This is a genomic window from Parapedobacter sp. 2B3 (genome assembly GCF_041925275.1).
GTDB lineage: Bacteria > Bacteroidota > Bacteroidia > Sphingobacteriales > Sphingobacteriaceae > Parapedobacter > Parapedobacter pyrenivorans_A.
On the sequence record NZ_JBHEUZ010000002.1, the window covers coordinates 365,115 to 389,529 of the forward strand.

The 24,415-nt window shown below is 51.8% G+C and carries 16 protein-coding genes; 14 read left to right on the forward strand and 2 right to left on the reverse strand.

Annotated features, from left to right (window positions below):
* Positions 1-130 precede the first annotated feature (130 nt).
* The 9 genes from ACEVG1_RS03775 to ACEVG1_RS03815 are packed head-to-tail and all read left to right on the forward strand — an operon-like array spanning position 131 to position 15,197.
* Entirely contained in the window at positions 131-3,271 is a 3,141-nt protein-coding gene (locus ACEVG1_RS03775; protein WP_374742228.1) for a SusC/RagA family TonB-linked outer membrane protein, read from the forward strand.
* A 13-nt stretch (positions 3,272-3,284) separates the two neighbouring features.
* Positions 3,285-5,213, forward strand: a complete 1,929-nt coding sequence (locus tag ACEVG1_RS03780; protein WP_374742229.1) for a RagB/SusD family nutrient uptake outer membrane protein — start codon at positions 3,285-3,287, stop codon at positions 5,211-5,213.
* 22 nt (positions 5,214-5,235) lie between these two features.
* Positions 5,236-6,528: a DUF5013 domain-containing protein gene (locus ACEVG1_RS03785; RefSeq protein ID WP_374742230.1), complete on the forward strand. Its 1,293-nt coding sequence runs from the start codon at positions 5,236-5,238 to the stop codon at positions 6,526-6,528.
* Positions 6,528-7,646: a family 43 glycosylhydrolase gene (locus ACEVG1_RS03790; protein WP_374742231.1), complete on the forward strand. Its 1,119-nt coding sequence runs from the start codon at positions 6,528-6,530 to the stop codon at positions 7,644-7,646. Before ACEVG1_RS03785 ends, ACEVG1_RS03790 begins: the two co-directional genes overlap by 1 nt.
* Before the next feature lie 33 nt (positions 7,647-7,679).
* Positions 7,680-8,951: a glycoside hydrolase family 71/99-like protein gene (locus ACEVG1_RS03795; protein ID WP_374742232.1), complete on the forward strand. Its 1,272-nt coding sequence runs from the start codon at positions 7,680-7,682 to the stop codon at positions 8,949-8,951.
* A 33-nt stretch (positions 8,952-8,984) separates the two neighbouring features.
* Positions 8,985-10,328 (forward strand): glycoside hydrolase family 71/99-like protein, encoded by a 1,344-nt coding sequence (locus ACEVG1_RS03800; RefSeq protein ID WP_374742233.1) that lies wholly within the window; start codon positions 8,985-8,987, stop codon positions 10,326-10,328.
* Positions 10,329-10,376: 48 nt separating this feature from the next.
* On the forward strand, positions 10,377-12,647 hold the full coding sequence (locus tag ACEVG1_RS03805) for a GH92 family glycosyl hydrolase (protein ID WP_374742234.1): 2,271 nt from the start codon (positions 10,377-10,379) through the stop codon (positions 12,645-12,647).
* Positions 12,648-12,658: 11 nt separating this feature from the next.
* Positions 12,659-13,915, forward strand: a complete 1,257-nt coding sequence (locus ACEVG1_RS03810) for a hypothetical protein (RefSeq protein WP_374742235.1) — start codon at positions 12,659-12,661, stop codon at positions 13,913-13,915.
* 10 nt (positions 13,916-13,925) lie between these two features.
* A complete protein-coding gene (locus ACEVG1_RS03815; protein WP_374742236.1) occupies positions 13,926-15,197 on the forward strand; it encodes a glycoside hydrolase family 71/99-like protein in 1,272 nt (423 codons plus the stop codon).
* A 192-nt stretch (positions 15,198-15,389) separates the two neighbouring features.
* Here ACEVG1_RS03815 and ACEVG1_RS03820 read toward each other — a convergent pair whose 3' ends face one another.
* Positions 15,390-15,956, reverse strand: coding sequence for a DUF417 family protein (locus ACEVG1_RS03820; protein ID WP_374742237.1), 567 nt, complete (start codon positions 15,954-15,956; stop codon positions 15,390-15,392).
* Positions 15,957-16,026: 70 nt separating this feature from the next.
* Positions 16,027-16,857 (reverse strand): helix-turn-helix domain-containing protein, encoded by an 831-nt coding sequence (locus tag ACEVG1_RS03825; RefSeq protein WP_374742238.1) that lies wholly within the window; start codon positions 16,855-16,857, stop codon positions 16,027-16,029.
* Between the two features lie 247 nt (positions 16,858-17,104).
* On the opposite strand from ACEVG1_RS03825, the gene ACEVG1_RS03830 reads away from it, so the two are divergent.
* The 5 genes from ACEVG1_RS03830 (at position 17,105) to galE (ending at position 24,412) form a co-directional block, all read left to right on the forward strand.
* Positions 17,105-19,957, forward strand: coding sequence for a TonB-dependent receptor (locus ACEVG1_RS03830; RefSeq protein ID WP_374742239.1), 2,853 nt, complete (start codon positions 17,105-17,107; stop codon positions 19,955-19,957).
* Positions 19,958-20,002: 45 nt separating this feature from the next.
* Entirely contained in the window at positions 20,003-21,052 is a 1,050-nt protein-coding gene (locus ACEVG1_RS03835) for a phytase (RefSeq protein ID WP_374742240.1), read from the forward strand.
* Between the two features lie 49 nt (positions 21,053-21,101).
* Positions 21,102-22,244, forward strand: a complete 1,143-nt coding sequence (hemW, locus tag ACEVG1_RS03840) for a radical SAM family heme chaperone HemW (protein WP_374742241.1) — start codon at positions 21,102-21,104, stop codon at positions 22,242-22,244.
* A gap of 155 nt (positions 22,245-22,399) precedes the next feature.
* Positions 22,400-23,383, forward strand: coding sequence for a UDP-glucuronic acid decarboxylase family protein (locus tag ACEVG1_RS03845; protein ID WP_374742242.1), 984 nt, complete (start codon positions 22,400-22,402; stop codon positions 23,381-23,383).
* Positions 23,384-24,412, forward strand: a complete 1,029-nt coding sequence (gene galE / locus ACEVG1_RS03850) for a UDP-glucose 4-epimerase GalE (protein ID WP_374742243.1) — start codon at positions 23,384-23,386, stop codon at positions 24,410-24,412.
* Positions 24,413-24,415 lie beyond the last annotated feature (3 nt).

Consider the following 24,415-nt stretch of genomic DNA (forward strand, 5'->3'; position numbering starts at 1 on the left):
CAGTACTGAACCACCACCGACGTAGTCTTGCTTTTTATGCAAGACTTATCTGGGTAAACCACCGTAATGGGACCGTACCCGGATATCACCTAACAGCAATTGTTTAACCAATTAAGAACAGATTAATCTGATGAAAAAATTAGCATACTTATATTTATTGATCATGCTTGCCCCGCTGTATGGCCTCGCCCAAACGCGGACCATTCAAGGGCAGGTAACCGACGCCCAGACCGGCGAGGCGCTGGCAGGCGTGAGCGTTGCCGCCAATACGGCGGGAGGTACACGGGTGGGGGCCACTTCTACAGACGAAACGGGAGCCTATCGGATCCAAGTATCTGGCGAAGCGACATCACTCGTATTTCAGTACGTCGGCAAAATCACCCTTACCGAGGAAATCGGGGGCAGGAGTGCCATCAACGTCCAATTGGAGATGGACGCCGGGCAACTGGACGAAGTGGTTGTGGTGGGGTATACCACATCGACCAAGGCAACATTGACAGGAGCGGTGTCTACCATCAGTGGCCAGGACATGACCCGTACCAAAAACGAAAACGTGGTGAATATGCTTACCGGTAAAGTGCCGGGGGTGCGTGTGGTGCAGAAAAGCAGTGCACCGGGGGCATATGACACGCAGATCGATATCCGTGGGATGGGTGATCCGTTGTTCGTGATCGATGGGATTCCGCGTGATAAAGACTATTTCGCACGTATGGGTGCAGAAGAGATAGAAAGCGTTTCGGTACTGAAAGACGGAACGGCAGCGATCTACGGTTTGCGTGCGGCCAATGGCGTGGTGCTGGTAACCACCAAAAGCGGTACTGCGCAAGGTGGAAAAGTAGACATCAACTTCAATACCAGTAGTTCCATACAACAGTTCCTGTACGTTCCCGAGGGCGTCAATGCAATAGATTACATGACGCTGAGGAACGAGCAGAACTGGCAGGATTTCGGCAAAAACTATGTGGTGCGTCAGGATCCAATATTCAGAGACGAACATTTTCAACCCTACCTTGACGGCACCAGACAGTCATACAACTGGATGGACCAAGTATTCCGAAAAACCACGCCCCAGTATGACAACAACCTGAGCGTAAATGGCGGTAGCGACAAACTACGCTACTACTTCACGTTGGGCCACCTAAAGCAGGAAGGCAACTACAAAAGTGGCGATTATTATTCAGAGCGTTGGAATATACGGACCAACATTGATGCACAGGTTACCAACCGGTTGAAAGCAAGGGTTTCGTTGGGCGGATTCCTAGTGAATACCACGCAACCCAATGGCACGGGGTGGACAACCTACAAACTTTCCTGGTTAACCCGTCCGGATGCGCCTTTTTATGCAAATGATAATCCATTGTATCCCAATGGAGACGGAGATTTACTGCCCGAAAACGGTACGAACATGATGGTTCAGACCGATGCAGACTATGTAGGGTATAACTTGAACAGGGATCGGCGGTTCAACGGGACCTTACAATTGGAATATCAGATTCCGGGCGTGGAAGGTTTGTCGGCGAAAGGATCATACGATTATGCGTTCCGACTGCCCGATTATCACAACTACAAACGTGCCTACAGTTTGTTCCGTTATAACCCAGACGCCGACACGTATTCGGCGATCCAGCGGAACACGCCGTCTGACGTGACCAGAGGCGTTAATTTCAACTTTGATACCAACATGCAGTTGGGGCTGTTCTACAACAAATCGTTTGGAGCGCACAACTTCAATAACTTCTTGGTTTACGAAGAAAACTATAGCACCTGGGATAGCTTCAGTGCCTACCGCGAGTTGATGGTTAATTCGGAATACCTGTTTGCCGGGGAGGATAAAAACCAGCGCGCCACCGGTGGCGGAATAGGCGACCGGGCCAATAAATCGTTGATTGGACAACTGGACTATAACTACGCATCCAAATACATGTTTGCGTTCAAATTCCGTTACGACGGCTCGTCCCGTTTCCCCGAGGGAAGCCGCTTTGGTTTCTTCCCCACCGCTTCTGTGGCATGGCGCCTGAGCGAAGAAAACTTCATGAAAGACAACCTGGCATTTGTGAGTGAGTTTAAGGTAAGAGGTTCTTATGGAGAGATGGGCGACGACAGTTCGGCGGGTAACTATCCGCCAACAACGGGTTATAACCTAGACGGAAATCAAATCGGATGGTTTTATGATGGTACATTAACCGGTGGCGTGTCACCGTCAAGCATCCCGAACCCGGACTTGACCTGGTATCGGATCAAATCTTATAACCTCGGATTGGACATCGGTGTATTGCAAAACAAGCTGAATGCTACCATTGACGTGTTTAGACGCGACCGTTCCGGCCTACTGGCAACGAGTGCGTCGGTAATTCCCGGTACGGTAGGGGCCAACCTACCCCAGGAAAACCTGAACGACGACCGTAACTTCGGTTATGAAGTGGCATTGGATTACCGCAACCGGGCAAGCGATGTGTTTTACTGGGTAAAGGGACAGATATCTGCAACCAAACACATGCGGACGAAATGGCTCGAAACCCCAGCAGGCAACTCCTATGATCACTGGCGAAACCGCAGTAGCGGCCGTTACACCAATATCTGGTGGGGACAGGAATCGGGCGGTATGTTTACCAATATCGAAGATATCCGCAACTTTGAACTCCCGATGGGACAGAACTCCCTTCCCGGCGATTGGTGGCTGGTTGACTGGAACGAAGACGGTGTGATCAATGGTCAGGATGAACACCCCATCGCTACATATGGGCTTCCGGTATTTAACTACGGCATCTCGTTGGGGGCTTCGTGGAAAGGGTTTGATCTGGCCCTGGATTTCCAAGGTGCAAATGGTGTGTATGTGCAATATGCGGAGGTGCTGACCGAAGCATTGCCATTCGGCGGGCAGAATACGTTGAGTTGGTTTATGGACAGGTGGCGCCCGGCAGATCCCAATGCCGATTATTTCCATCCGAATACGGAATGGATTCCCGGGTATTACCCCGTTACTGGCCATGACGGTCGCCGTAGCGGAACCAACGGTATTATGGACGCATCGTACATACGCTTAAAAACGGCTGAGCTTGGGTACACATTGCCAGATAAGTGGATGTCGAAAGTGGCGGTCAAGAACTTAAGGGTCTATGCGAGCGGGTATAACCTGTTGACTTTTACAGGGCTTGAAAATGTAGACCCCGAACGACCGGGTTCTGCAGGGGGTGCTTCATCCAATTACATCGACTTCTACAACTATCCGGTAAACAGAACATTTACAATCGGTGCAAGCGTTAAATTCTAAGGAGATTACAATTATGAAAAAGAGATTTATAGCATACATCGTACTTTTGGGAGGACTTGTTTTCTCTTGCCGGGACTTGAACCTGGAGCCAAAAGGGATGTTGGGTGAGCCCGAACTCTTTGGTAACGAATTCGGGGTGAAGAAATACTTCGCAGGTTTGTATAACTACCTGCCCATTGAAGATTTCGTATATTATGCAAACAATGGTTACCGACCAGGTAATTATTGGGAGGCAGGTAAGTTTAACCAGGGGAATATGAGCGGTGAGTTCTTCAATACCTGGATGGGGGTGGATAATGATGGGTTCGCGTACTGGCCTTACGACCGCATCCGCGAAGTAAATACCTTTATCGAAAACTTTCCGAACTATCGGGACAACTACGCCACCGATGTGCAGTTCAACAAATTAATGGGAGAAGCTCACTTCTTGCGTGCCTACTTCTATTTCGGGCTGGCCAAACGCTATGGTGGTGTCCCTATTATTAAGGAAGTCCAGAATCCATTGGCTTCGCCAGAAACGTTGGAAGTACCGCGCAGTACGGAATACGATACATGGAAATTTATCTACGAAGATCTGAGGTTTGCGATTGATAACATGACCGAGAGTAGCGAGGACGGTCGTGCAAATAAGTACGTTGCCGCAGCGTTACTATCGCGTACGATGCTGTATGCGGGTTCGAATGCCAAATATACGCAGTACCTGGGGTTCCAGAATGAAGCGGCCACACAGCTGGGCTTGGCTGGTATGGACCCTTCGCAGGCCAACGAGTTCTTCCAATATGCGGTCGATGCAGGGAAAACCGTAGAAGAAGGTCCTTACTCGTTATACACCCGGGGTTATCCGGATAAAGCAACCAATTTTGCCAACCTATTCTTGGATGGATCTTCTCCGGAAACAATTTTCATAAAAGATTACGACATGACTAGCCCCGGCGACAATCGTTTACGTCATAGTTACGATGCATTGATGTCTCCATTGCCCGATATGTCGTCGTTTGTAGGTGCAAACAGCTTCCCACCGCTTGACTTCATGGAATTGTATGAAATGCCGGCTTATACCAATCCGGACGGAACCCCCGTGCGTTTTGACAGCCGTAACGATATCCGCAACGGAATGGAACCGCGCATGAGGGGGACGATGTATTTTAACGGGGATGAATTGCGTGGGAAAACATTCAGTTTGCAGAGAGGTATTTACCGGAGTTTTAACGGCCTTGCAACAGACATACAGCGGGGAAGTAACGCGGCTCCGATCAACAGCGGTGGCAACCGTATCTTAGGCGGGCGCGGCTGGACCACGGAGATCGGCGGCGTAACGCTGAACATTACTGGAGCCCACGGCGCTTTTGATGACCAAGGTGCGGAAAATAACGGTTTTGGTGCAGGTTTTATCCGCAAGTACGTAAACCCCGATATGGCTACAAGCGATGTTCGTGAATATCGTAGCGACCAGCATTGGGTGGTTTTCCGGTTGGGCGAAATTTACCTGAATACGGCAGAAGCGCTCTACGAACTGGGGCAACGGGAAGAGGCTTTCGAATATATCGAAAAACTTCGTGACCGCGCAGGTGCTCAGGTCGTCCGTCCGGCAATTGATGTAACGACAACCAATATCGGTACCATCAATAACGCCAACTATCCGTATCAGATTGAGAAATCCCTGCAGTTTATACGCGATGAACGTGTACGTGAGCTGTATGCCGAAAACCATTGGTGGTGGGACCTGCGCCGCTGGCGGACGGCCGACCAGGTATTGAACCAGTTCCGTCACCGCTTCCTCAGCGCCTATTATGTAGCCGACGAAGGCAAGTACATTTACCTGGATGAAGATAATAGGGATAACAGAAGTTGGACGGCTTCCAAACAGTGTTATTACGAACCGATTCCATGGGGAGAAATTGGCAAGAATGATAAGCTATTGCCACAGAACCCACTTTATTAACTAACCTGTTGATATTCATATCATGAAGAAAATAACATATATCATTTTAGGAATAATGGCGCTGTCGGCTACGTCTTGCTTGAAGACCGACAACTGGGATGCGCCGGATGCACGGATCCACGGGCGGATAATCGACTCGTACACGGGCGAGAATTTACTGTCATCGCAAGGCGACTGGAGTATCCGTATATGGGAGAGAACGTGGACGGAATCCACGCCCAACAACCAATCGTTACCGGTAAAACAAGATGGTTCTTATAATAACAGCAAATTGTTTGCCGGAACGTATGACATGCTCCCCTATGGTGGCCCTTTCTGGCCGGTTGATACCGTGAAAGGCGTTGTGTTGGGCGGGAATACCGAACAGGACTTTACCGTTACGCCCTATTTAAGGTTGACAGACTTTGAAGTATCGTTGAACGGTTTGAAACTGGTACTTAAATGTCGCCTGAATGCGCCCATCCGTGCCGGTCTGCCGAATCTGGTTGAGCTCAAGCCGTTCCTGAGCCTCACCACGTACAGTGGTGAATCAAACTACATCAATATCGGTGAATACAATAACCTCAGGAAACAGTTCAACAAATCGTGGCAGGACGAAGTGGGCGATGCCGAAACAAGCGGTGTTTACACCATTGGTCCGCTGCCTGTAAAGGCAGGTTATACATACTACGTCCGTTTGGGGGCCAACGTGAACGACGCAAACCGGAAATACAACTATACCGAAATCATCAAGGTAGAAGTTCCTGCAGATGCACAGAACAGCCCCGATGAGATTCCGGATAATTTCCTGTCCAATGCACAGTGGCCCTTCAGCCGCGCGGAGTGGGACGGTAATCGGTGGGGTAATTTGTCGGGTGGCTGGGTAACGAATGCAGCCATGCGTACCCGCGGCGGCCGGGGCGGATACGATGGCGGCTGGGAAGGCCCAGACAATGACAAGCAAAGCCTGGGGTTTGAACGCTGGGGCGAAGGTGAAACACCCATCGAAAACGGCAAGCTCTATCAAACCGTGGATCTTCCTGCAGGCCAGTTTAGACTCACACTGAGTTTTGCTGGCGAAAACCCCATTATAAGTAATTCGGGTGGTGATCCGCGCTATATTGCTGTAGCTGCTGGTGAGACACTTCCCGATGTGGCCAACGTATCGTCGGCACTCGCTTCGGCAAGCTTTGCGGGCGTTGGCAACGATGGCAATGTAAGCGCCGAGTTTTCGCTGGCAGCCCCTACCAAGGTTTCAGCCGGTTTCGTGGTCAATTTTACGGGTACCGAGCAGAACGTAAGGCCTTCTTGGATCAAACTTGAAAAAATCGATTAATGGTTGGTTTAATGGCTGCCCAGCACAACGTGCTGGGCAGCCATTTTCATAGGAAAAATGAATTGGAAAGGCATGGTTACGAAATAATGGGACGTATCAGTTGGATGTTTGCCATCCTGTTGGTAGTGGGCTGCTCAAAAAGCAAGGGCCCGGTCAACGAGGAAGAGCTGCCTCAGGCGACGGATCCCATTGCCGAGATACAGCCCATCATACACCAAAACCCGATTATCCGGCATCTGTATACCGCCGATCCATCGGCACGGGTGTGGGCCGATGGCCGGCTGTACATCTATGCATCGCATGACATTGACCCGCCGCAGGGGTGCGACCTCATGGATCAGTACCACGTTTTTTCCACGGACGACATGGTCAACTGGACGGACCACGGCGAGATCCTGCGGGCGAGCGACGTATCTTGGGGTCGCAGCGACGGTGGGTTTATGTGGGCCCCCGACTGCGTGTATAAGGATGGGACGTACTATTTCTATTTCCCGCACCCGAGTGGCGACGACTGGAACAATACCTGGAAAATAGGGGTGGCTACCAGTACCGAGCCGGCCAGCGGTTTCACGGTACAAGGATATATCGAAGGGCTGGAACCGCTCATCGACCCGCATGTATTTATCGATGACGATGGCCAGGCCTACCTTTACCAGGGCGGTGGCAGGCGGTGCATGGTTGGTAAACTGAAAGATAACATGATGGAAATCGATGGATCCATGACCATTATATATGGGTTGCTTGATTTTCATGAGGCACCATGGATGCACAAGAAAGACGGCATATATTACTTGTCGTATGCCGACAACTACGACAGCGACGGGAAACACAACCGCCTGCGCTATGCAACCAGCAACAGTCCGTTGGGTCCGTGGAGTTACAAAGGGGTGTACCTCGAATCGACCGATAGCTATACCAGCCATGGGTCTATCGTGGAATATAAGGGGCAATGGTATGCGTTCTATCACAATAGTTCGTTAGCTATAGAAAATGGTGCACCTGCCCATCAGCAGGATTGGATACGCTCGGTATGTTATGATAGGCTGTTTTACAATGCCGATGGCACCATCAAGAAAGTGACCCAGACGTTGGAGGGAAAGGTCATTGGCCATCAGTAAGGAACGAGCATTAAAAAGTAAAAAAGAATGAGCATGTTTGGCAACATACGCAGTTATTTGGCGGTTGCGGTTTGTGCCGCCGCCATTTTCGGCGCTGGATGCGGCAAGAAAAGTCCCGCTCCCGAAAAGCCGGATCCTCCTACCGATGATCCGGAAGAATCGCCGATCGGCGATGTGGTGGGCCAGGTGACAACAGGGTACCAGGGCTGGTTTTCGGCCGCAGGCGATGGCTCTACCATGGACCCGCATTGGTGGCATTGGACCCACGACTGGCAGCAAGTGCCCAACCTCGACAATATCAGTGTCAAATCATGGCCCGATAATAGCGAGTACGAGCATACCTATGAAACCAACTTCCCTACCTTGGGGAATGGTGAACCGGCAACTTTATTCTCCTCTTACGATGACCAAACCGTAGACATCCATTTCAAATGGATGAAAGACTATGGTATCCATACGGCGGCATTGCAGCGTTTTAGTCCGTATGGCGTAGAAGGCCCCATCCGCGATGCGATTACGGCCAAGGTCCGTACGAGTGCCGAGAAACACGGCGTTAAATTCTACATCATGTATGATGTGTCCGGCTGGCACGAGATGCGTGCGCAGCTCAAAGCGGACTGGACCAACAAGATGAAACAATATACCCAGTCGCCGGCATACGCCATGCAGAACGGAAAGCCCGTGGTGGGCATCTGGGGGTTTGGATTCAACGACGATAACCATCCCTTTCCGGTAGAAGATTGCCTGGAAGTAATCAAGTGGTTCAAGGACCAAGGCTGCTATGTGATGGGCGGCGTCCCTACCCATTGGCGCAACCAAACCAGTGATTCACGCGTAGGGTACATGGAAGTTTACAAAGCATTCGATATGCTTTCCCCGTGGATGGTGGGGCGGATCGCCAACGTTCCGCAGGTGGATAACCACGGGAATAGCGTAGCTAGGGCAGACTTGGAATTTTGTGTAAAAAATGGCATCGATTACCAACCCTGCATATTGCCGGGAGACCTGCAGGAACGCCAGCGCGCGCACGGCGAATTCATGTGGCGGCAGTTCTACAAGTATACTGAGATTGGTGTACGCAGTGTATATATCTCGATGTTTGACGAGTACAATGAAGGAAACCAGATTGCAAAGACCGCGGAGACACAAGACGATGTGCCGCAGGGGTCCGGTATGCTGGCACTGGATGAGGACGGTACCTTTTGCACATCAGACTATTACCTGCGCATCACGGACGACGGGGGGAAAATGCTGAGGAAAGAAACCCCGTTAACGCTTGTTAAACCCACTATGCCCAATCCATAGCCGTTTCAAACTATTGCATATCCAACTTTTTAGATGATGATGATCGTTCAACACCGCAAATTTTTCACCGTTATCCTCCTAACCTGTTCGTTTTTTTCATGGATTGCGTGTTCAAAAGATAACACCCCGGTTAAAGAACCCGATGAAGAAGCCCCGGACGTACCGGAGGCTGTCTACGATGAAACGGGGTGCCTATACACCTCGTATACCGGATTGGTCATGGCCGGATACCAAGGTTGGTTTGCAGCGGATGGGGATGGTTCGAACAGGGGGTGGTACCACTACCAAGGGCCAAACAATACGTTCAAGCCGGGTATCACCAATGTTGATTTCTGGCCGGATGTATCTGAATATACCAAGACCTACAAATCGCCCTTCCAATATGCCAACGGTTCGGATGCGTACCTCTACAGCCCATATGATGAAGAAAGCGTGGACCTGCATTTCAAATGGATGCAGGAATACGGCATCGACGGTGTGCACATGCAACGTTTTGTGGGAGAGATAAAACCTTCCAACGCCGCGGGGAAAAGGCATTTCAACCAGGTGTTGGCGAATGCCTTGAAGGCAGCCAAGACTTACGGGCGGGCCATCAGCGTGATGTACGACCTAAGCGGTTCGAGCAGCGATGACGTAGCCTATCTGGAGCAGGATTGGAATGAGTTGCAACAACAGTTTGACTTATTTGATAATTTCGAACACCCGACATACCTTAGGCACAACGGCAAACCACTGGTGACGATATGGGGGGTGGGATTCAACGATAACCGGAAATATACGGTCGCTGACGTAAGCCGGTTGGTCGATAAGTTGAAGGGCCCTTCCAATAAGGTATCCGTTATGCTGGGGGTGCCTTATTATTGGCGGGAACGGAAAAATGACACCGAAAACAACCCCGAGTTGCACGAGCTGATCAAAAAAGTAGATATCATCATGCCTTGGGCGGTAGGACGATACGATAACGGTAGCTACAACAACACGGCAGGTACGATGGTGGCCGATGTGATATGGTGCAAGCAAAACGGCGTGGATTATGTGCCATTGGTGTTCCCCGGGTTCAGCTGGGGAAACATGCACAACGACCCCTCGCTTTACAATTCGATTCCACGGCTAAAGGGCGATTTTTTGTGGAAGCAGGTGGTGGGGGCCAAAGAGGTCGGCGCGAAATCGCTGTACGTGGCGATGTTTGACGAAATAGATGAGGGCACAGCGATCTTTAAATGTGCCCGCGAAAACGAGGTGCCGCTCAATGGCCACTTGCAATTTATGGGAATCGAACAAGACCTGCCGTCAGACCATTACCTGTGGCTTACCGGGCAAGCAGCCAATTGGTTCCATGGGGAACCGGGCTATGGATCGACGAAACCTACCCGATAGAAAATACGTACTTTTATAACATCAGTGAATAATTCAATAGCAGCATTTATGATAGCCGACAAACAAATTAAGAACCGTGTAACCCGATATTTCTCTGTGACGACCTTCATTGCCCTGTCGCTCGCGCTCGTGGTTTCGTGCGGAGGTACGAAGCCGACAGGCAGCACGCCCGTAGACGAGGTAAACCCGTACATGGGCAACATCAGCCATCTACTGGTACCTACCTACCCGACGGTCCATCTGCCCAACAGCTTCCTGCGCGTTTATCCGGAGCGCGGCGATTTCACGGGCGATCGCCTGCGCGGTCTCCCGCTTGTGGTAACCAGCCACCGTGGCAGCTCGGCTTTCAACCTAAGCCCGTTCCAAGGGGAAGTGGACGACCTCAAGCCCGTGGTTTCCTACAGCTACGACCAAGAGAAGATCACTCCCTATTCGTATTCGGTTTATTTGGATGAACAACAGATAGCGGTAGATTTCGCACCGTCGCACCAATCGGCTCTATACCAACTGGATTTCGAACAGGATAAGCCGATGTATGTGGCGGTCAACTCGAGAAACGGATCGGTGAAGTGGGACGGGCAGGCGCTTTCCGGGTATCAGCATATTGGCAATGGTACCACCGTATATATCTATATGGAACCCGAGCAGCGGCCGGAGCATACGGCCGTACTGAAAGATGGCCTACTGACGGAGGGGGCATCGGCAGAAGGACGCGATGCGTGCCTGGTGCTTCTTTATGCACCCGGACCGAAGCAACTGCGCTTGCGATACGGCATCTCATTCATCGATGCTGAACAGGCGCAACGCAACCTCCAACGGGAAATAAAAGGCTTCGACCTAGCGGCGTTGAAGGAAGCCGGGCGTAGCGCGTGGAATGAAGCACTTGGCAAGATCGAAGTATCCGGCGGAACCGCAGACGACCGGTCGGTTTTCTATACGTCGTTGTACCGGACATTCGAACGGCCGGTGAATATCTCGGAAGACGGCCGTTATTTCAGCGCATTTGATAAGCAGGTGCATAAAGACAACGGCATTCCGTTTTACACGGACGATTGGATATGGGACTCCTACCGTGCCCACCACCCGCTGAACGTATTGATCGACGCCCAAAAGGAAGAACATATTTTGCACTCGTTTGTGACGATGGCGAGCCAGATGGAACACTTCTGGCTGCCTACGTTTCCGGAAATCAACGGCGACAGCCGCCGGATGAACTCCAACCACGGGGTGGCGACGCTGTTGGATGCCCATGTGAAAGGACTAAAGGGGTTCGATCTGGAGAAGGCCTATGAGGCCGCGAAGCTCGCCATCACGGAAAAGACGCTGGCCCCTTGGTCCGGCGCACCTGCCGGCCAGCTTGATGAATTTTTCAAAGAACACGGCTATATTCCCGCGCTGAGGGAAGGGGAGGCCGAGACCATCCCGGAGGTCAATGGTTTCGAACGCCGCCAACCGGTAGCGGTTACCTTGGGAACTGCCTATGACATGTGGTGTCTGGCCCAGCTGGCCAAAGCGCTGGGTAAAGAAGCGGACTATGAGCACTTCATGGAGCAGTCGTTCAACTATCGGAACCTATTCCATCCGGAAACCCATTTTTTCCATCCGAAGGATGCCAATGGCGATTTTATAACACCCTTTGATTATGTTTTTTCCGGTGGACAGGGCGCCCGGGGCTATTATGGGGAGAACAATGCCTGGATATACCGGTGGGACGTGCAGCATAATATCCCCGATCTGATTAAACTGATGGGGGGCAACGAAGCATTCGTGAAAAACCTGGACGACATGTTCAACCAACCCTTGGGTAAATCAAAGCACGATTTCTATGCGCAGCTCCCCGACCATACGGGCAATGTCGGCCAGTTTTCGATGGCCAATGAGCCTTCGCTCCACATCCCCTATCTTTATAACTATGCTGGGCAGCCATGGAAGACACAGAAACGGATCCGCATGCTGCTCAACCAATGGTTCAGGAATGACCTGATGGGGGTGCCCGGCGATGAAGACGGTGGCGGCATGTCGTCGTTTGTGGTGTTTTCGAAGTTGGGTTTTTACCCGGTTACGCCCGGAAGCCCCACATACTCCATTGGCAGCCCCGTATTTGAGCGGTCGCGCGTAAACCTGCCCAATGGAGAGGTATTCGAAGTAATAGCACACCAAGTGTCTGATACGAACAAGTACATCCAGTCGGCCAAACTGAACGGGCAACCGCTGCTGACGCCCTGGATTTCGCACGAGGCCGTGAGCCAGGGAGGGACGCTGGAACTTGAAATGGGCGACAAAGCCAATACCTCATGGGGGGTAGCACCAACAGAATAAAAACAACGAGCATGGACCATTTAACACGGATATCAGTAATCGCTTGCCTGCTATGGCTATCGATGCCGGGATACGCGCAGCGGGCAAATACCAACATCGATTCACCCTACTACTTCGCCGATGGCGTCATATCCCGGCAGGTGTTGGAAAATTACCTGAGCCGGAGCATTACGCAAGCCGAGTTTTTGAACAGTGAGGGGTGCTACACCGATGGCCCTTATCCATATAAGGCCGACGACGTTCGGATGCTCAAGCATATGGGCACTAAATTCATCGGACGGGCACTCTATTCATGGGGTAATGAGCAATTTTACCTCACGCCCTCGTTTTGGGACAGTGCCGAAGAAGCCATGCGCTCGTTGCATGCTTTTGATAGCACCATGGTATTCCAAGCGTGTATTTTTGAGATTATAACGGAAAAGGTGGCGGATATTCCGGTGCCGGCTTGGGTATTCGAGACCTTCGGGCTCCCCGTGGAGCAACGGAATTTCCGGTACGCCGACATGCTCAACCAAGATGGGCGACTGGTGGACCACTGGCGTAAGGGGAGCAGCGTGCCCGACATCACGCGCCAGGAAACCCAGCTGTTTTTCTACTACCTGGCGCGCCGGTACATGGAAATCGGCATTGAGGCCATCCATTTTGGACAGGCCCAACTGATGGCCATGCGGGTGTCGGGAACTTCAGAGGCCTGGCACACCCTGCTGGAGCATGTGCGGAATGCAGCTAAGACCGTTGCGCGCCGCCATACGGTGATTTGTGACTCGCATTTGCCCAATGGCGGGATGGTGGTAAACGGACAGCTATTGTTTGATTTCGTTTCCTTTCCACTCCGCCTTCGGGAGATTACCGATAAGCCGCAGCAAGTGGAACTACAAGTGGGTTATCTCGATGGGATTTACAAAAAGACCGTTGGCGGGGTGACCCCCAGCGGATGGAGCTGTGAGCATAGCCCCTATTTGGTGGAGTTTGACAATTTCGGCATCAGCAGACACCGCGACGAGGCCAACCTGGCCGACCACTACGCGTGGGGATACGATGAAGTCTCCTGGTTTCACAAACAGCCGGAAGAATACCGCAATGCATTCCTCCGCTATGCCCACCAATGGCTGCGGCAAACGGATCGCGATGGGTTTTTGCAGATGCCCGGTAGCCGCGTCATCACCGGGGCCGACACCAACAGGTACCGCGCGAATACTTCGGGGCCGGATAATCCGCTGGGAAAGAACCAGGAAAATACGATTAAAGAAATTTGGAAATTGGATTAAATCAACAATCATGAGCAAAACAACGTACTTTACTATTGTATTAACTATACTGTTTGGCGGGCAACAGCTGTTTGCCGGTAATGGAAAACAAGCAAAACCGGTTTATCCCTCCTATAGGGGCTTGGTAATGGCCGGTTATCAAGGATGGTTTGCCGCCGAGGGGGACGGTTCCAACCGTGGGTGGTACCATTATAGGGGTAGGGGTGGTGTTTTTGAGCCGGGGAATACCAACGTGGATATGTGGCCGGACACCCGTGAGTACACCAAAACATATAAATCACCATTTAAATTCGCAGATGGCCGCGGCGCGTACCTATACAGTCCGTACGATGAAGAAAGCGTGGACCTCCATTTCAAGTGGATGAAGGAATACGGCATCGATGGGGTTCACATGCAGCGCTTTGTAGCCGAAATCAAAAACCCTTCCGGGAAACGTCATTTCAATAAAGTGCTCCAGAATGCACTGAAAGCGGCAAAGAAATACGGCCGGGCCATCAGTGTGATGTATGACTTAAGCGGCTGTAGCGGCGAAGACATCGCCCTGCTTGAAGCGGACTGGAAGGAACTTGTGGAAACGTTCCAGTTGACAGACCCCTCGGTTAACCCGACTTATCTCTGGCACCGGGGGAAACCCCTGATGACCATTTGGGGGGTGGGATTTAATGACAAAAGACGGTATACGATTGCTGGCGTAGACAAGGTGGTCAAGCGCTTGAAATCGGAACACCAGATCTCTGTCATGCTAGGCGTACCTTATTATTGGAGCACATTGGGCAGGGATACCGAGTCGTCTGAAACGCTGCATACGCTGATCAAGAAGGCGGATATCGTGATGCCATGGGCAGTTGGCCGCTACAATAGCAAAACATTTGATCCATCGGTGGTTGCCGGAGACATGGCTTGGTGTGCTGCCAACGGTGTAGACTATGTTCCGCTGGTCTTCCCTGGTTTTAGTTGGGGCAATATGAACCACAATCCGAAGATATACCATCAGATTCCGCGCCTGAAGGGCGATTTCTTTTGGCAGCAGGTGGCGGCAGCGAAGCAAGCCGGAGCACAGTCGCTATACCTCGCCATGTTTGACGAGATAGACGAAGGTACAGCGATCTTCAAAAGCGCGAACGAAAAGGATACACCACTGAATGGTGACGAAGGACTTCGGTTTATCGGTATTGAAGATGATTTGCCGACCGACCACTACCTCTGGCTGGCAGGCCAGGCGGCGGCTTGGTTCCATGGGGAAGCCTCGCATGGAGAGAAGAGGCCGGTAAGAAAGGAATAGTGGCGGAACTGCGCTGCCCCCGACTCCATGAATTGCTGATTTAATTGGATATACCAATAAAATTGACCCTTGTCTTTCGGGTTGGCGGAGCATATTTTCCGGCATTTATCCCCTCAATGAACTTAACCAAAGCTCGGTGTCAGATTGGGATCTTATGAGCCCGGTCAACCGGTTTTGAGAGGTAAAACGCGGTTAGGCACGCAGTCGTTGGGCCGCTTCGGCGGCGACAATCAGTCCGGCAGCCATCATAATTACGTCTTTTAGTACCAGCCGCCCAGCGCCGGAAAGATAGGGAAACCCATGGTGCGGCGTGGGGAAGTCACCACCTAGATTGGGGACATATACTTCCGGTGTGGTAATAAGGAACGAAAGTGTAACCACCGACATGATGACCGTCAGCAACCCGCCGATCATACCTGGTTTTGCCGACCAGATACCGGCCAGCGTCAATAGGCCGATGACGATGATAACAGTACCTAAGCCATAAGAGAATACATACGTGTTATTTGCTTGATGCCACTCGATGTTTTTAACCACCGTCTTTCCCTCGGGGTTTTTATACTGCTGATATTCGGGAGCTTCTTGACTGTAGAAGAAACTCATGAAGGGGCTGTTTGCAACGAACGGGACGATGCCATCCGCTTCATATTGGAAAACTTTCAGTCCGCCGATCCACGCCATGACGATAAAAATGGCAATCCGTGAAAAATGAATGAAATTCCGTTGTCCGCGTATCAATAAATCGATGAGATAGTTCATGCTACTCCATGTTTAAGCAGGCAAAAATAGGTGGTCTCGGTGTTGTCTCACATAGACAAATGCACCTTCATCATGGATTTTTTTGCGCCACGATGGAAATACCGACCTGCTCGCGGAAGCTGGATGGCGAAATGCCGACCTGCTTCTTGAAATACCGGCTGAAGTAATGTTCGTCGTCAAAACCAAGCCTCGCGGCAATTTCCTTGATGGATAAATAAGTGAGATGCAGTTGTTTTTTTGATTCCAGGATGACGCGTTCCTGGATGAGGGCGGTGGGCGGTTTGCCAAGCTGGTGTTTTATTTTCTTGCTGAAGGCACTCAAGCTGAGGTTTAGCCGCTCCGCATACAAATGGGCAGAGCGTTCCATGATGAAATGTTTTTCGAGCAGCTGTTGAAATAGCGCACCTTCTGCGCCGGGCGCCGTATGGATCAACGACCCCGCATCGATCAGTTGTTTTTTTGCCTTGCTAGCCAGTGCCAGAATAAGTTGCAGGTAGGCTTTGATGACCGATTCGGAGAACGCAGCGTCTGCGGTCCCTTCTGTACGCATTTTGCCGACGATTTGTTCAATTTCCCGATAGACGTCTTGCTCGACGGGTACAACGGGTTGCAGGTAAATGTTGTTGAACAGCAGTCCGTTGCAGGCTACTTCTTTTTTGTGGAACTCGATGCAGTAAAAGTCGCCATGGAACAGTACCCGCGTGGCAGATGGTATGGACGCCGTTTTCCACGACAGGTGCTGGTAGGGGCTAAGGAATAACAGTGCCGTGGTTGTATTCTTATAGCCCGTGAAATCAACAACGAACTCTGCCGGAGCAGGCAGCAAGATGATTTGATAGCATGGGCTGTCTGCCGAGGGGGAATGCGTTTGCAGATCTATGGTATCGATGTGGAACAACATTCGCTGATTATTTATTATACGTATAATGTTCGCCCTATGTCATATTGGACATGGGGTTGTTTAATGAGCCCCATTCCCTGCTCACAGTATCCGGGCAATATACGAATCATTTCCTTGTCGGTCGTTTCCGTATCAATCAAACGATAGCTGCCCCGACGCCCCGAGCAAAAAATCAATCGGTTCATTAATTGATTTATGGGTAACAGTTGATTAATGTAAGTGAAATAGTATTGCAAAAAAAATAACTATGCGATACCTGTTTGCACTTTTTCTTGTTATATCATTTTTCTTGCCTGGGTCTGCACAGCAAAGTGGCGTGATTTCCGGGAAGGTCATAGACAATGCGACACGGCTATCGTTGCCCGGTGCTACGCTTAAAATTACCACAAACAATCGCTATACGGTTTCAACCCAGACGGGCGACTATGAATTTCTGGGTATACCGGCCGGTACGTATGAAGTATCTGTGCATTATCTCGGGTATCGCACGCAAACGGCCACGGTAACGGTACAATCGGGAGCGAATGCGGAGTTGGGCTTTGCGTTGGAGGCAGGTGGTACCGAACTTGGCGAAGTGGTGGTGATGGGCGATCGTTTGCGGGGGCAGGCTGCCGCGCTGAACCAGCAAAAAAACAATCCCAATATTACGAACGTAATCAGTGCCGATCAGGTGGGGCGTTTTCCTGATGCCAATATCGGTGACGCGTTGAAACGGGTGCCCGGAATTACCATGCAAAATGATCAGGGCGAAGCACGCAATATCATCGTGCGTGGTTTGGCGCCGTCGTTAAATTCCGTGACGCTGAATGGCGACCGCATCCCTTCTGCAGAAGGCGATAACCGAAACGTACAGATGGACCTGATTCCTGCGGATATGATCCAGACCATCGTTGTGAACAAAACACTGACACCGGATATGGATGCCGACGCAATAGGAGGATCGGTGAATTTGGTGACAAGAGCGGCCCCTAATGGCCAAAGGATATCGGCCACGCTCGGCGGTGGTTATAATCCCATTCGCGAGAAAGCGGCCTATACCGGTGCATTTGTATATGGCAATCGATTTGCCAATAATAGTATTGGCATAGTGCTTAGCGGTTCGTACAACGACAATGACTATGGCTCCGACAACGTAGAAGCTGTGTGGGCGGAAGATGATTTTGGGAATGTGTATATCGAGGAACAAGACATCCGCAAATACGATGTGCGCCGCACCCGACGGAGCGCGGCCGCGGCATTCGATTTTCAATTGAATCCCAGCCATTCGTTGTATATCAATGCCATGTACAATTGGCGTGATGACTGGGAAAACCGGTTTCGATGGACTGCAAAAGATCTGATCCCCACTTATGACGCAAACGACAACATCGTTGGCTATCAAGGGGCAATGTCATTGGAAACCAAAGGGGGCATTGATAATAATCGGGTAAAGCAGCGGCGGTTGGAAGAGCAGCGCGTGCAAAATTATAGCCTGGGAGGTAACCATCTTTTTGGACCATCGCTGGATATGGATTGGTCTGCCAACTTCGCCCGGGCGAGCGAATATCGACCCAACGAGCGGTATATTGAATATGAAATCCCATTTGATGAAGATGAACCGGAAGCGGAACCCGGTATCGCCTTCCATAGCAATTTTAGCCCAACGAGACGACCTTTACTTACTTATGTAAATCATCCGGCGCTGGCTGATTATGACTTTGATAAAGTAACCGAGCAAAACGAGAAGACGGTAGAGGAGGAGTTTGGTGCAAAGCTGAATTTCCGAGTGCCGATGAGCGCAGTGTCCGGTCAGAAAGGGCGCTTGCGCTTTGGGGGCAGGGTGCGCCTGAAATCCAAAGACCGGAACAATATGTTCTACGAATACAGCCCGATTGGGAACATTAATTTTGACCTCGACCAGATCCCCCTCAACGATCTGCGCGGGATGCAATGGAATCCGGATAATAAATATGGCATTGGCATACTACCGTCTGCGGACTTCCTGGGCGGGCTACCCCTGGGGGACGCCACGCAGTTTGAGCCGGAAGCAGACCCTACTGAATACCTAGCGGCGAATTACCATGCAAAGGAAAACATTGTGGCGGGGTATCTACGCTGGGATCAGGATTTAAGTGATAAGCTATCGATGATTCTCGGTGCTCGCGTTGAACGGACGGCGATTACCTATACGGGCAACATCATTGAAGACGAAGAAGACCTGGAAGGTCAACGCAAGGTGGAGAACAACTATGTGAACGTGCTGCCAAACGTAAGTTTCAAGTATAGCCCATCGGCTAACGCGGTACTCCATGCAGCGTTTACCACCGGCATTGCCCGGCCAAACTACTACGCCTTGGCGCCTTACGTCGATTCCCGCCCCAGCGATGACGAGCTGTTTGCGGGTAATCCCGATCTTGCTGCGTCCTATGCCTGGAATTTCGATTTGATGGGTGAGTACTACTTCCGTTCGGTTGGTTTGGTATCTGGTGGGGCTTTCTACAAAAGCATCAACGACTTCATCTACAACAAGCGGGACGAGCAATATACAACAGAAAAATTCGGCCGAGATTTCGATGACCTGAGCAACCCCATTCCCACGGGAGCAAACTGGACATTTGTACAGGCACAGAATGGCGACAATGTACAGGTGTATGGCTTCGAAGTAGCCTTCCAACGGCAATTGGATTTTTTGCCGGGCAAATTCCTTAAAGGGTTCGGTGTGTATGCCAACTATACGTTTACCGAATCGAGTGCAAAAGGCATCACCAACGAGGACGGAGAGGAGCGTACAGGGCTGAGTCTGCCCGGTACAGCCCCCCATATGCTCAACGCATCACTTTCTTGGGAAAACCAACGCTTCAGTGCACGGCTATCGCTCAATTATGCAGCCGCGTATTTGGATGAACTCGGAGGCAATGCTTTTGAGGATCGTTATTATGACCGGCAAACGTTTCTGGATGCGAATGCATCGTACCGCATTACCAAAAATCTGCGTTTGTTTGGAGAAGCGAATAACCTTACGAACCAGCCCCTGCGCTATTACCAGGGAATTGCTGCACGTACCATGCAGATGGAATACTACCAGCCCAGGTTTAATCTGGGTGTGAAATTGGATATGTGATTTAACACCAAGCAATTTATCTTTAACTAACAAAACGAATCTGTTATGAAAAGGACAATCGGACTGATGGGCGCGGCATTAATCGCCGTGAGCTGCAACGAGGGGCTGGCCCCCGTTCGGGAAGATGCGCTGAAACCCATTGTAGTAACCCAACCGACACCTCACGATACGGATGACCCGGCTATTTGGATCAATCCGGTGGATTCATCCAAAAGTCTCATTGTAGGTACGGATAAGGATAGCGACGGCGGCTTGTTCGCTTATGATCTGGATGGAAACATTGTCAACAAAGTAACGGGGCTGAAGCGGCCGAACAATGTTGATATTGCCTATGGACTTCAATATGGCGATACGTTGATCGATGTGGCGGTGCTGACCGAACGAGAAAATAACCAAATCCGGATATTCCGCTTGCCGGATTTGGCGGCCGTAGACAACGGAGGCATCCCCGTGTTTGAGGGGGAAGATGAAAAGGCACCCATGGGAATCGCATTATATACGCGGAAAGCAGATTCGGCCATTTTTGCCATTGTGGGAAGAAAGTCGGGAACGCAGGACGGATACCTCTGGCAATATCGGCTGGACGGATCAACCGGGACGGTAACCGCTGCGGTCGTCCGCCGTTTCGGGAAATATAGCGGCGAGAAGGAAATCGAAGCCATCGCTGTAGACAACGAACTTGGCTATGTCTATTGTTCGGATGAAGGTGTCGGTGTAAGGAAATATTGGGCTGACCCCGATGCGGGGAACGAGGAAGAGTTGGCCTTGTTTGCCCAGGGGGAAGTGAAGGATGACCATGAAGGAATAGCGATCTATAAAAGTTCGGACAGTACAGGCTATATTTTAGTTTCAAACCAGCAGGCCAATACGTTTGTCGTATATCCGCGTGAAGGAACGGAAGGTTTGCCGCATCAACATAAGCGGATTGCCGAGATACCGGTTTCAACTGTGGAATGTGACGGGGCAGACGTTACGGCAATAAACCTGGGCGGTAACTTCCCTAGGGGATTATTTGTAGCCATGAGCAACGGCATGACGTTCCACTACTACGACTGGCGGGATTTCCAGCGCTGGATAGACGCCGGAAAGTACTAGCTATTGCGGTGAGCATGGAATAGTTGCGAAACAACGTTACCTTTGCGGCATGGCTGGCGTTTATTTCCATGTGCCGTTTTGCAAGCAGGCATGCCATTATTGCGATTTTCACTTCAGTACCTCACTGAGGCAACGTGATGACATGGTAGCTGCCTTATGCAGGGAGGTTGCATTGCAATCACGCTACCTTGCTGGTGAGGAGGCGATTATCGAAACCATTTATTTTGGTGGGGGGACCCCTTCGTTGCTCGCCACCGGGGAAATCAATCAGTTGGTTAGTGCAGTGGCAAGCCATTTTGATATCCATCCCCATGCCGAGGTTACCATCGAAGCCAACCCGGACGATTTGAGCAATGCGTATGTGCATGCGCTAAGGGCCACGCCGGTCAACCGCTTCAGTATCGGCATCCAGTCGTTTTTTGAAGAAGACCTGCGTTGGATGAACCGAGCGCATAACGCCGTGGAAGCCCATGGGGCCATCAAGCGGGTGCAGGATGCAGGCTTTAATAGGATAACTGCCGACTTGATTTATGGTTATCCGCTACTGACGGATGCGAAGTGGCAGTCCAATATCACCCGCTTGGTAGAAATGGGGGTTCCCCATATTTCGGCGTATGGCATGACCGTGGAACCACGTACGGCCCTTGCGGCATCCATCCGCAAGGGCAAGCAATGGCCGATGGACGAAGAGCAGGCCGCCCGCCAGTTTGGCGAGCTGATGGATGCTTTGGCAGCGGCGGGTTTTACCCACTACGAAATATCCAACTTTGCCCGGCCGGGGAACGAAGCCCGCCACAACAGCAACTACTGGAAAGGGGTGCCGTACATCGGTATTGGTCCATCGGCGCATTCGTTTAATGGGCACTCGCGCCAATGGAATGTACCTAACAACGCCCGGTATATAAAGGCGATACAAGCGGACAGCCTGCCCTGCGAAAAGGAGGCCTTAAGCACCGCCGACAAGCTCAATGAATACATCATGACTGCGTTGCGCACGATATGGGGCCTTGACTTGGACGTAGTGGAAAGCCGGTTTGGCGACAGCTACCGCCAGGCACTCCATATAGCACTGCAACGCTTCAAATCAAGCGGCGACATCGCGCTCATCGGGGCCGTGGCCACGCTAACCCGGAAGGGGAAGTTATTTGCCGACCATATCGCTGCGGAATTGTTTGTTGAGGAGGATGGCTAGGCCCGCCCCTTGTCGTTGAAACGCGACAAAACACAACGAACTGGTCTTGATTTTTGTTCGTACCCCCCCGGGATGCATAACATCTTTGTTATAATCCTTATATTCGCCTCGGATATATAAAAACCGGACACTTGGTCGGTTACGCTAAGAACATTATGTCAAGAAAACGCATACTTATTACTGGTGCAGCGGGGTTTTTGGGGTCGCACCTATGCGACCGCTTCATCAAGGAGGATTACCATGTTATTGGCATGGACAACCTGATCACGGGCGACCTCCGCAACATCGAGCACCTGTTCAAACTGGAGCATTTCGAATTTTACAACCACGACGTTTCCACCTTCGTGCACGTGCCGGGCAAGCTGGATTACATCCTGCATTTCGCCTCACCTGCCAGCCCGATCGACTACCTGAAGATCCCGATCCAGACGCTGAAGGTGGGCTCGCTGGGTACGCACCACCTGCTTGGGCTTGCCCGGGCCAAGGGTGCCCGGATCCTGGTTGCCTCCACTTCGGAGGTGTATGGCGACCCGACGGTGAGCCCGCAGCCCGAAGGGTACTGGGGCAACGTGAACCCGGTGGGCCCCCGCGGGGTGTACGACGAGGCCAAGCGCTTCCAGGAGGCCATCACGATGGCCTACCACACGTTCCACGGCCTGGAGACGCGCATCGTGCGCATCTTCAATACCTATGGCCCGCGGATGCGCCTCAACGACGGGCGGGTGCTGCCGGCCTTCATCGGCCAGGCCCTGCGTGGTGAAGACCTCACCGTGTTCGGCGACGGCTCGCAGACGCGTTCGTTCTGCTATGTTGACGACCAGGTGGAAGGCATCTACCGCCTGTTGCACAGCGACCACCCCCACCCGGTCAACATCGGCAATCCCGATGAGATCACCATCAAGCAATTCGGCGAGGAGATCATCAAGCTCACCGGTACGGCGCAGAAACTGGTGTACCGCGACCTGCCCGTGGACGACCCCAAGCAGCGGCGGCCGGACATCACCAAGGCGCGTGAGCTGCTGGGCTGGGAGCCCAAGGTGGGCCGTGCCGAAGGGCTGCGGATCACCTACGACTATTTCCGGTCGTTGCCCGACCAGGAGATAAAGCACAAGGATTTTACATACTACAACAAGAAATAGATGAGCAGGATATTGGTAACGGGCGGTACGGGTTACATCGGTTCGCATACAGTGGTGGAACTCCAGAACGCGGGCTATACGCCGGTGGTGGTGGACAACCTATCGAACTCCAATGCGGGGGTGCTGGACCAGATCGAGAAGATCACGGGCATCAAGCCCGAGTTTCACAATTTTGACCTCTGCGAGGGGGAGGCGGTACGCGCGTTTGTGGCCGGGCAACCAGACATCGCCGGCATCATCCACTTTGCAGCGTATAAGGCCGTAGGCGAATCGGTTCAGCAGCCGCTGAAATACTACCACAATAACTTTTTCTCGCTGATTAACCTGCTGGATGCCTACCGTGACAGGCCGGTGAACTTCGTGTTCTCATCGAGTTGCACGGTGTATGGTCAGCCCGACGAGCTACCGGTTACGGAGACCGCCCCGGTGAAGAAGGCCGAATCGCCTTATGGCAACACGAAGCAGATCGCTGAGGAAATTCTGTCGGAAACGGCTGCCGCAGCGGGCAATTACCAGGTGGTATCGCTCCGGTATTTCAATCCGGTGGGCGCCCATGCCACGGCGCTGATCGGCGAGCTACCCCTGGGCGTGCCACAGAACCTGGTACCGTTCATTACACAGAGTGCCATCGGCAAGCGCGGTCCCATTACGGTATTCGGCGACGACTATGCCACGCCCGATGGGTCGGCCATCCGTGACTACATCCACGTGGTGGATTTGGCGAAGGCGCACGTGGCTGCGATCAAGCTGCTGGAACGGGGCAACCCGAACGGCAACTACGACGTGTTCAACATCGGCACGGGCACGGGCAACTCGGTGCTGGAGGTGATCCGTGCGTTTGAGGAATCGACGGGCGTGAAGCTCAACTACCGGATCGGGCCGCGCCGTGGGGGCGATGTGGAGCAGGTGTGGGGCGACGTTTCCAAATCGGCGGCCGAACTGGGCTGGAAGGCCGGGCTGGGCATAGCCGATATGATGCGGTCGGCATGGAAGTGGGAACAATACTTGAAAGACAATCCGCTGACGTAGGCT

Coding starts and splice junctions, on each gene's coding strand:
- ACEVG1_RS03790 (WP_374742231.1), top strand. CDS start 6,528: ATGGTTGGTTTAATGGCTGCCCAGCACAACGTGCTGGGCAGCCATTTT.
- ACEVG1_RS03815 (WP_374742236.1), top strand. CDS start 13,926: ATGAGCAAAACAACGTACTTTACTATTGTATTAACTATACTGTTTGGC.
- ACEVG1_RS03775 (WP_374742228.1), top strand. CDS start 131: ATGAAAAAATTAGCATACTTATATTTATTGATCATGCTTGCCCCGCTG.
- ACEVG1_RS03785 (WP_374742230.1), top strand. CDS start 5,236: ATGAAGAAAATAACATATATCATTTTAGGAATAATGGCGCTGTCGGCT.
- ACEVG1_RS03800 (WP_374742233.1), top strand. CDS start 8,985: ATGATGATGATCGTTCAACACCGCAAATTTTTCACCGTTATCCTCCTA.
- ACEVG1_RS03830 (WP_374742239.1), top strand. CDS start 17,105: ATGCGATACCTGTTTGCACTTTTTCTTGTTATATCATTTTTCTTGCCT.
- hemW (WP_374742241.1), top strand. CDS start 21,102: ATGGCTGGCGTTTATTTCCATGTGCCGTTTTGCAAGCAGGCATGCCAT.
- galE (WP_374742243.1), top strand. CDS start 23,384: ATGAGCAGGATATTGGTAACGGGCGGTACGGGTTACATCGGTTCGCAT.
- ACEVG1_RS03835 (WP_374742240.1), top strand. CDS start 20,003: ATGAAAAGGACAATCGGACTGATGGGCGCGGCATTAATCGCCGTGAGC.
- ACEVG1_RS03805 (WP_374742234.1), top strand. CDS start 10,377: ATGATAGCCGACAAACAAATTAAGAACCGTGTAACCCGATATTTCTCT.
- ACEVG1_RS03845 (WP_374742242.1), top strand. CDS start 22,400: ATGTCAAGAAAACGCATACTTATTACTGGTGCAGCGGGGTTTTTGGGG.
- ACEVG1_RS03810 (WP_374742235.1), top strand. CDS start 12,659: ATGGACCATTTAACACGGATATCAGTAATCGCTTGCCTGCTATGGCTA.
- ACEVG1_RS03795 (WP_374742232.1), top strand. CDS start 7,680: ATGTTTGGCAACATACGCAGTTATTTGGCGGTTGCGGTTTGTGCCGCC.
- ACEVG1_RS03820 (WP_374742237.1), bottom strand. CDS start 15,956: ATGAACTATCTCATCGATTTATTGATACGCGGACAACGGAATTTCATT.
- ACEVG1_RS03780 (WP_374742229.1), top strand. CDS start 3,285: ATGAAAAAGAGATTTATAGCATACATCGTACTTTTGGGAGGACTTGTT.
- ACEVG1_RS03825 (WP_374742238.1), bottom strand. CDS start 16,857: ATGTTGTTCCACATCGATACCATAGATCTGCAAACGCATTCCCCCTCG.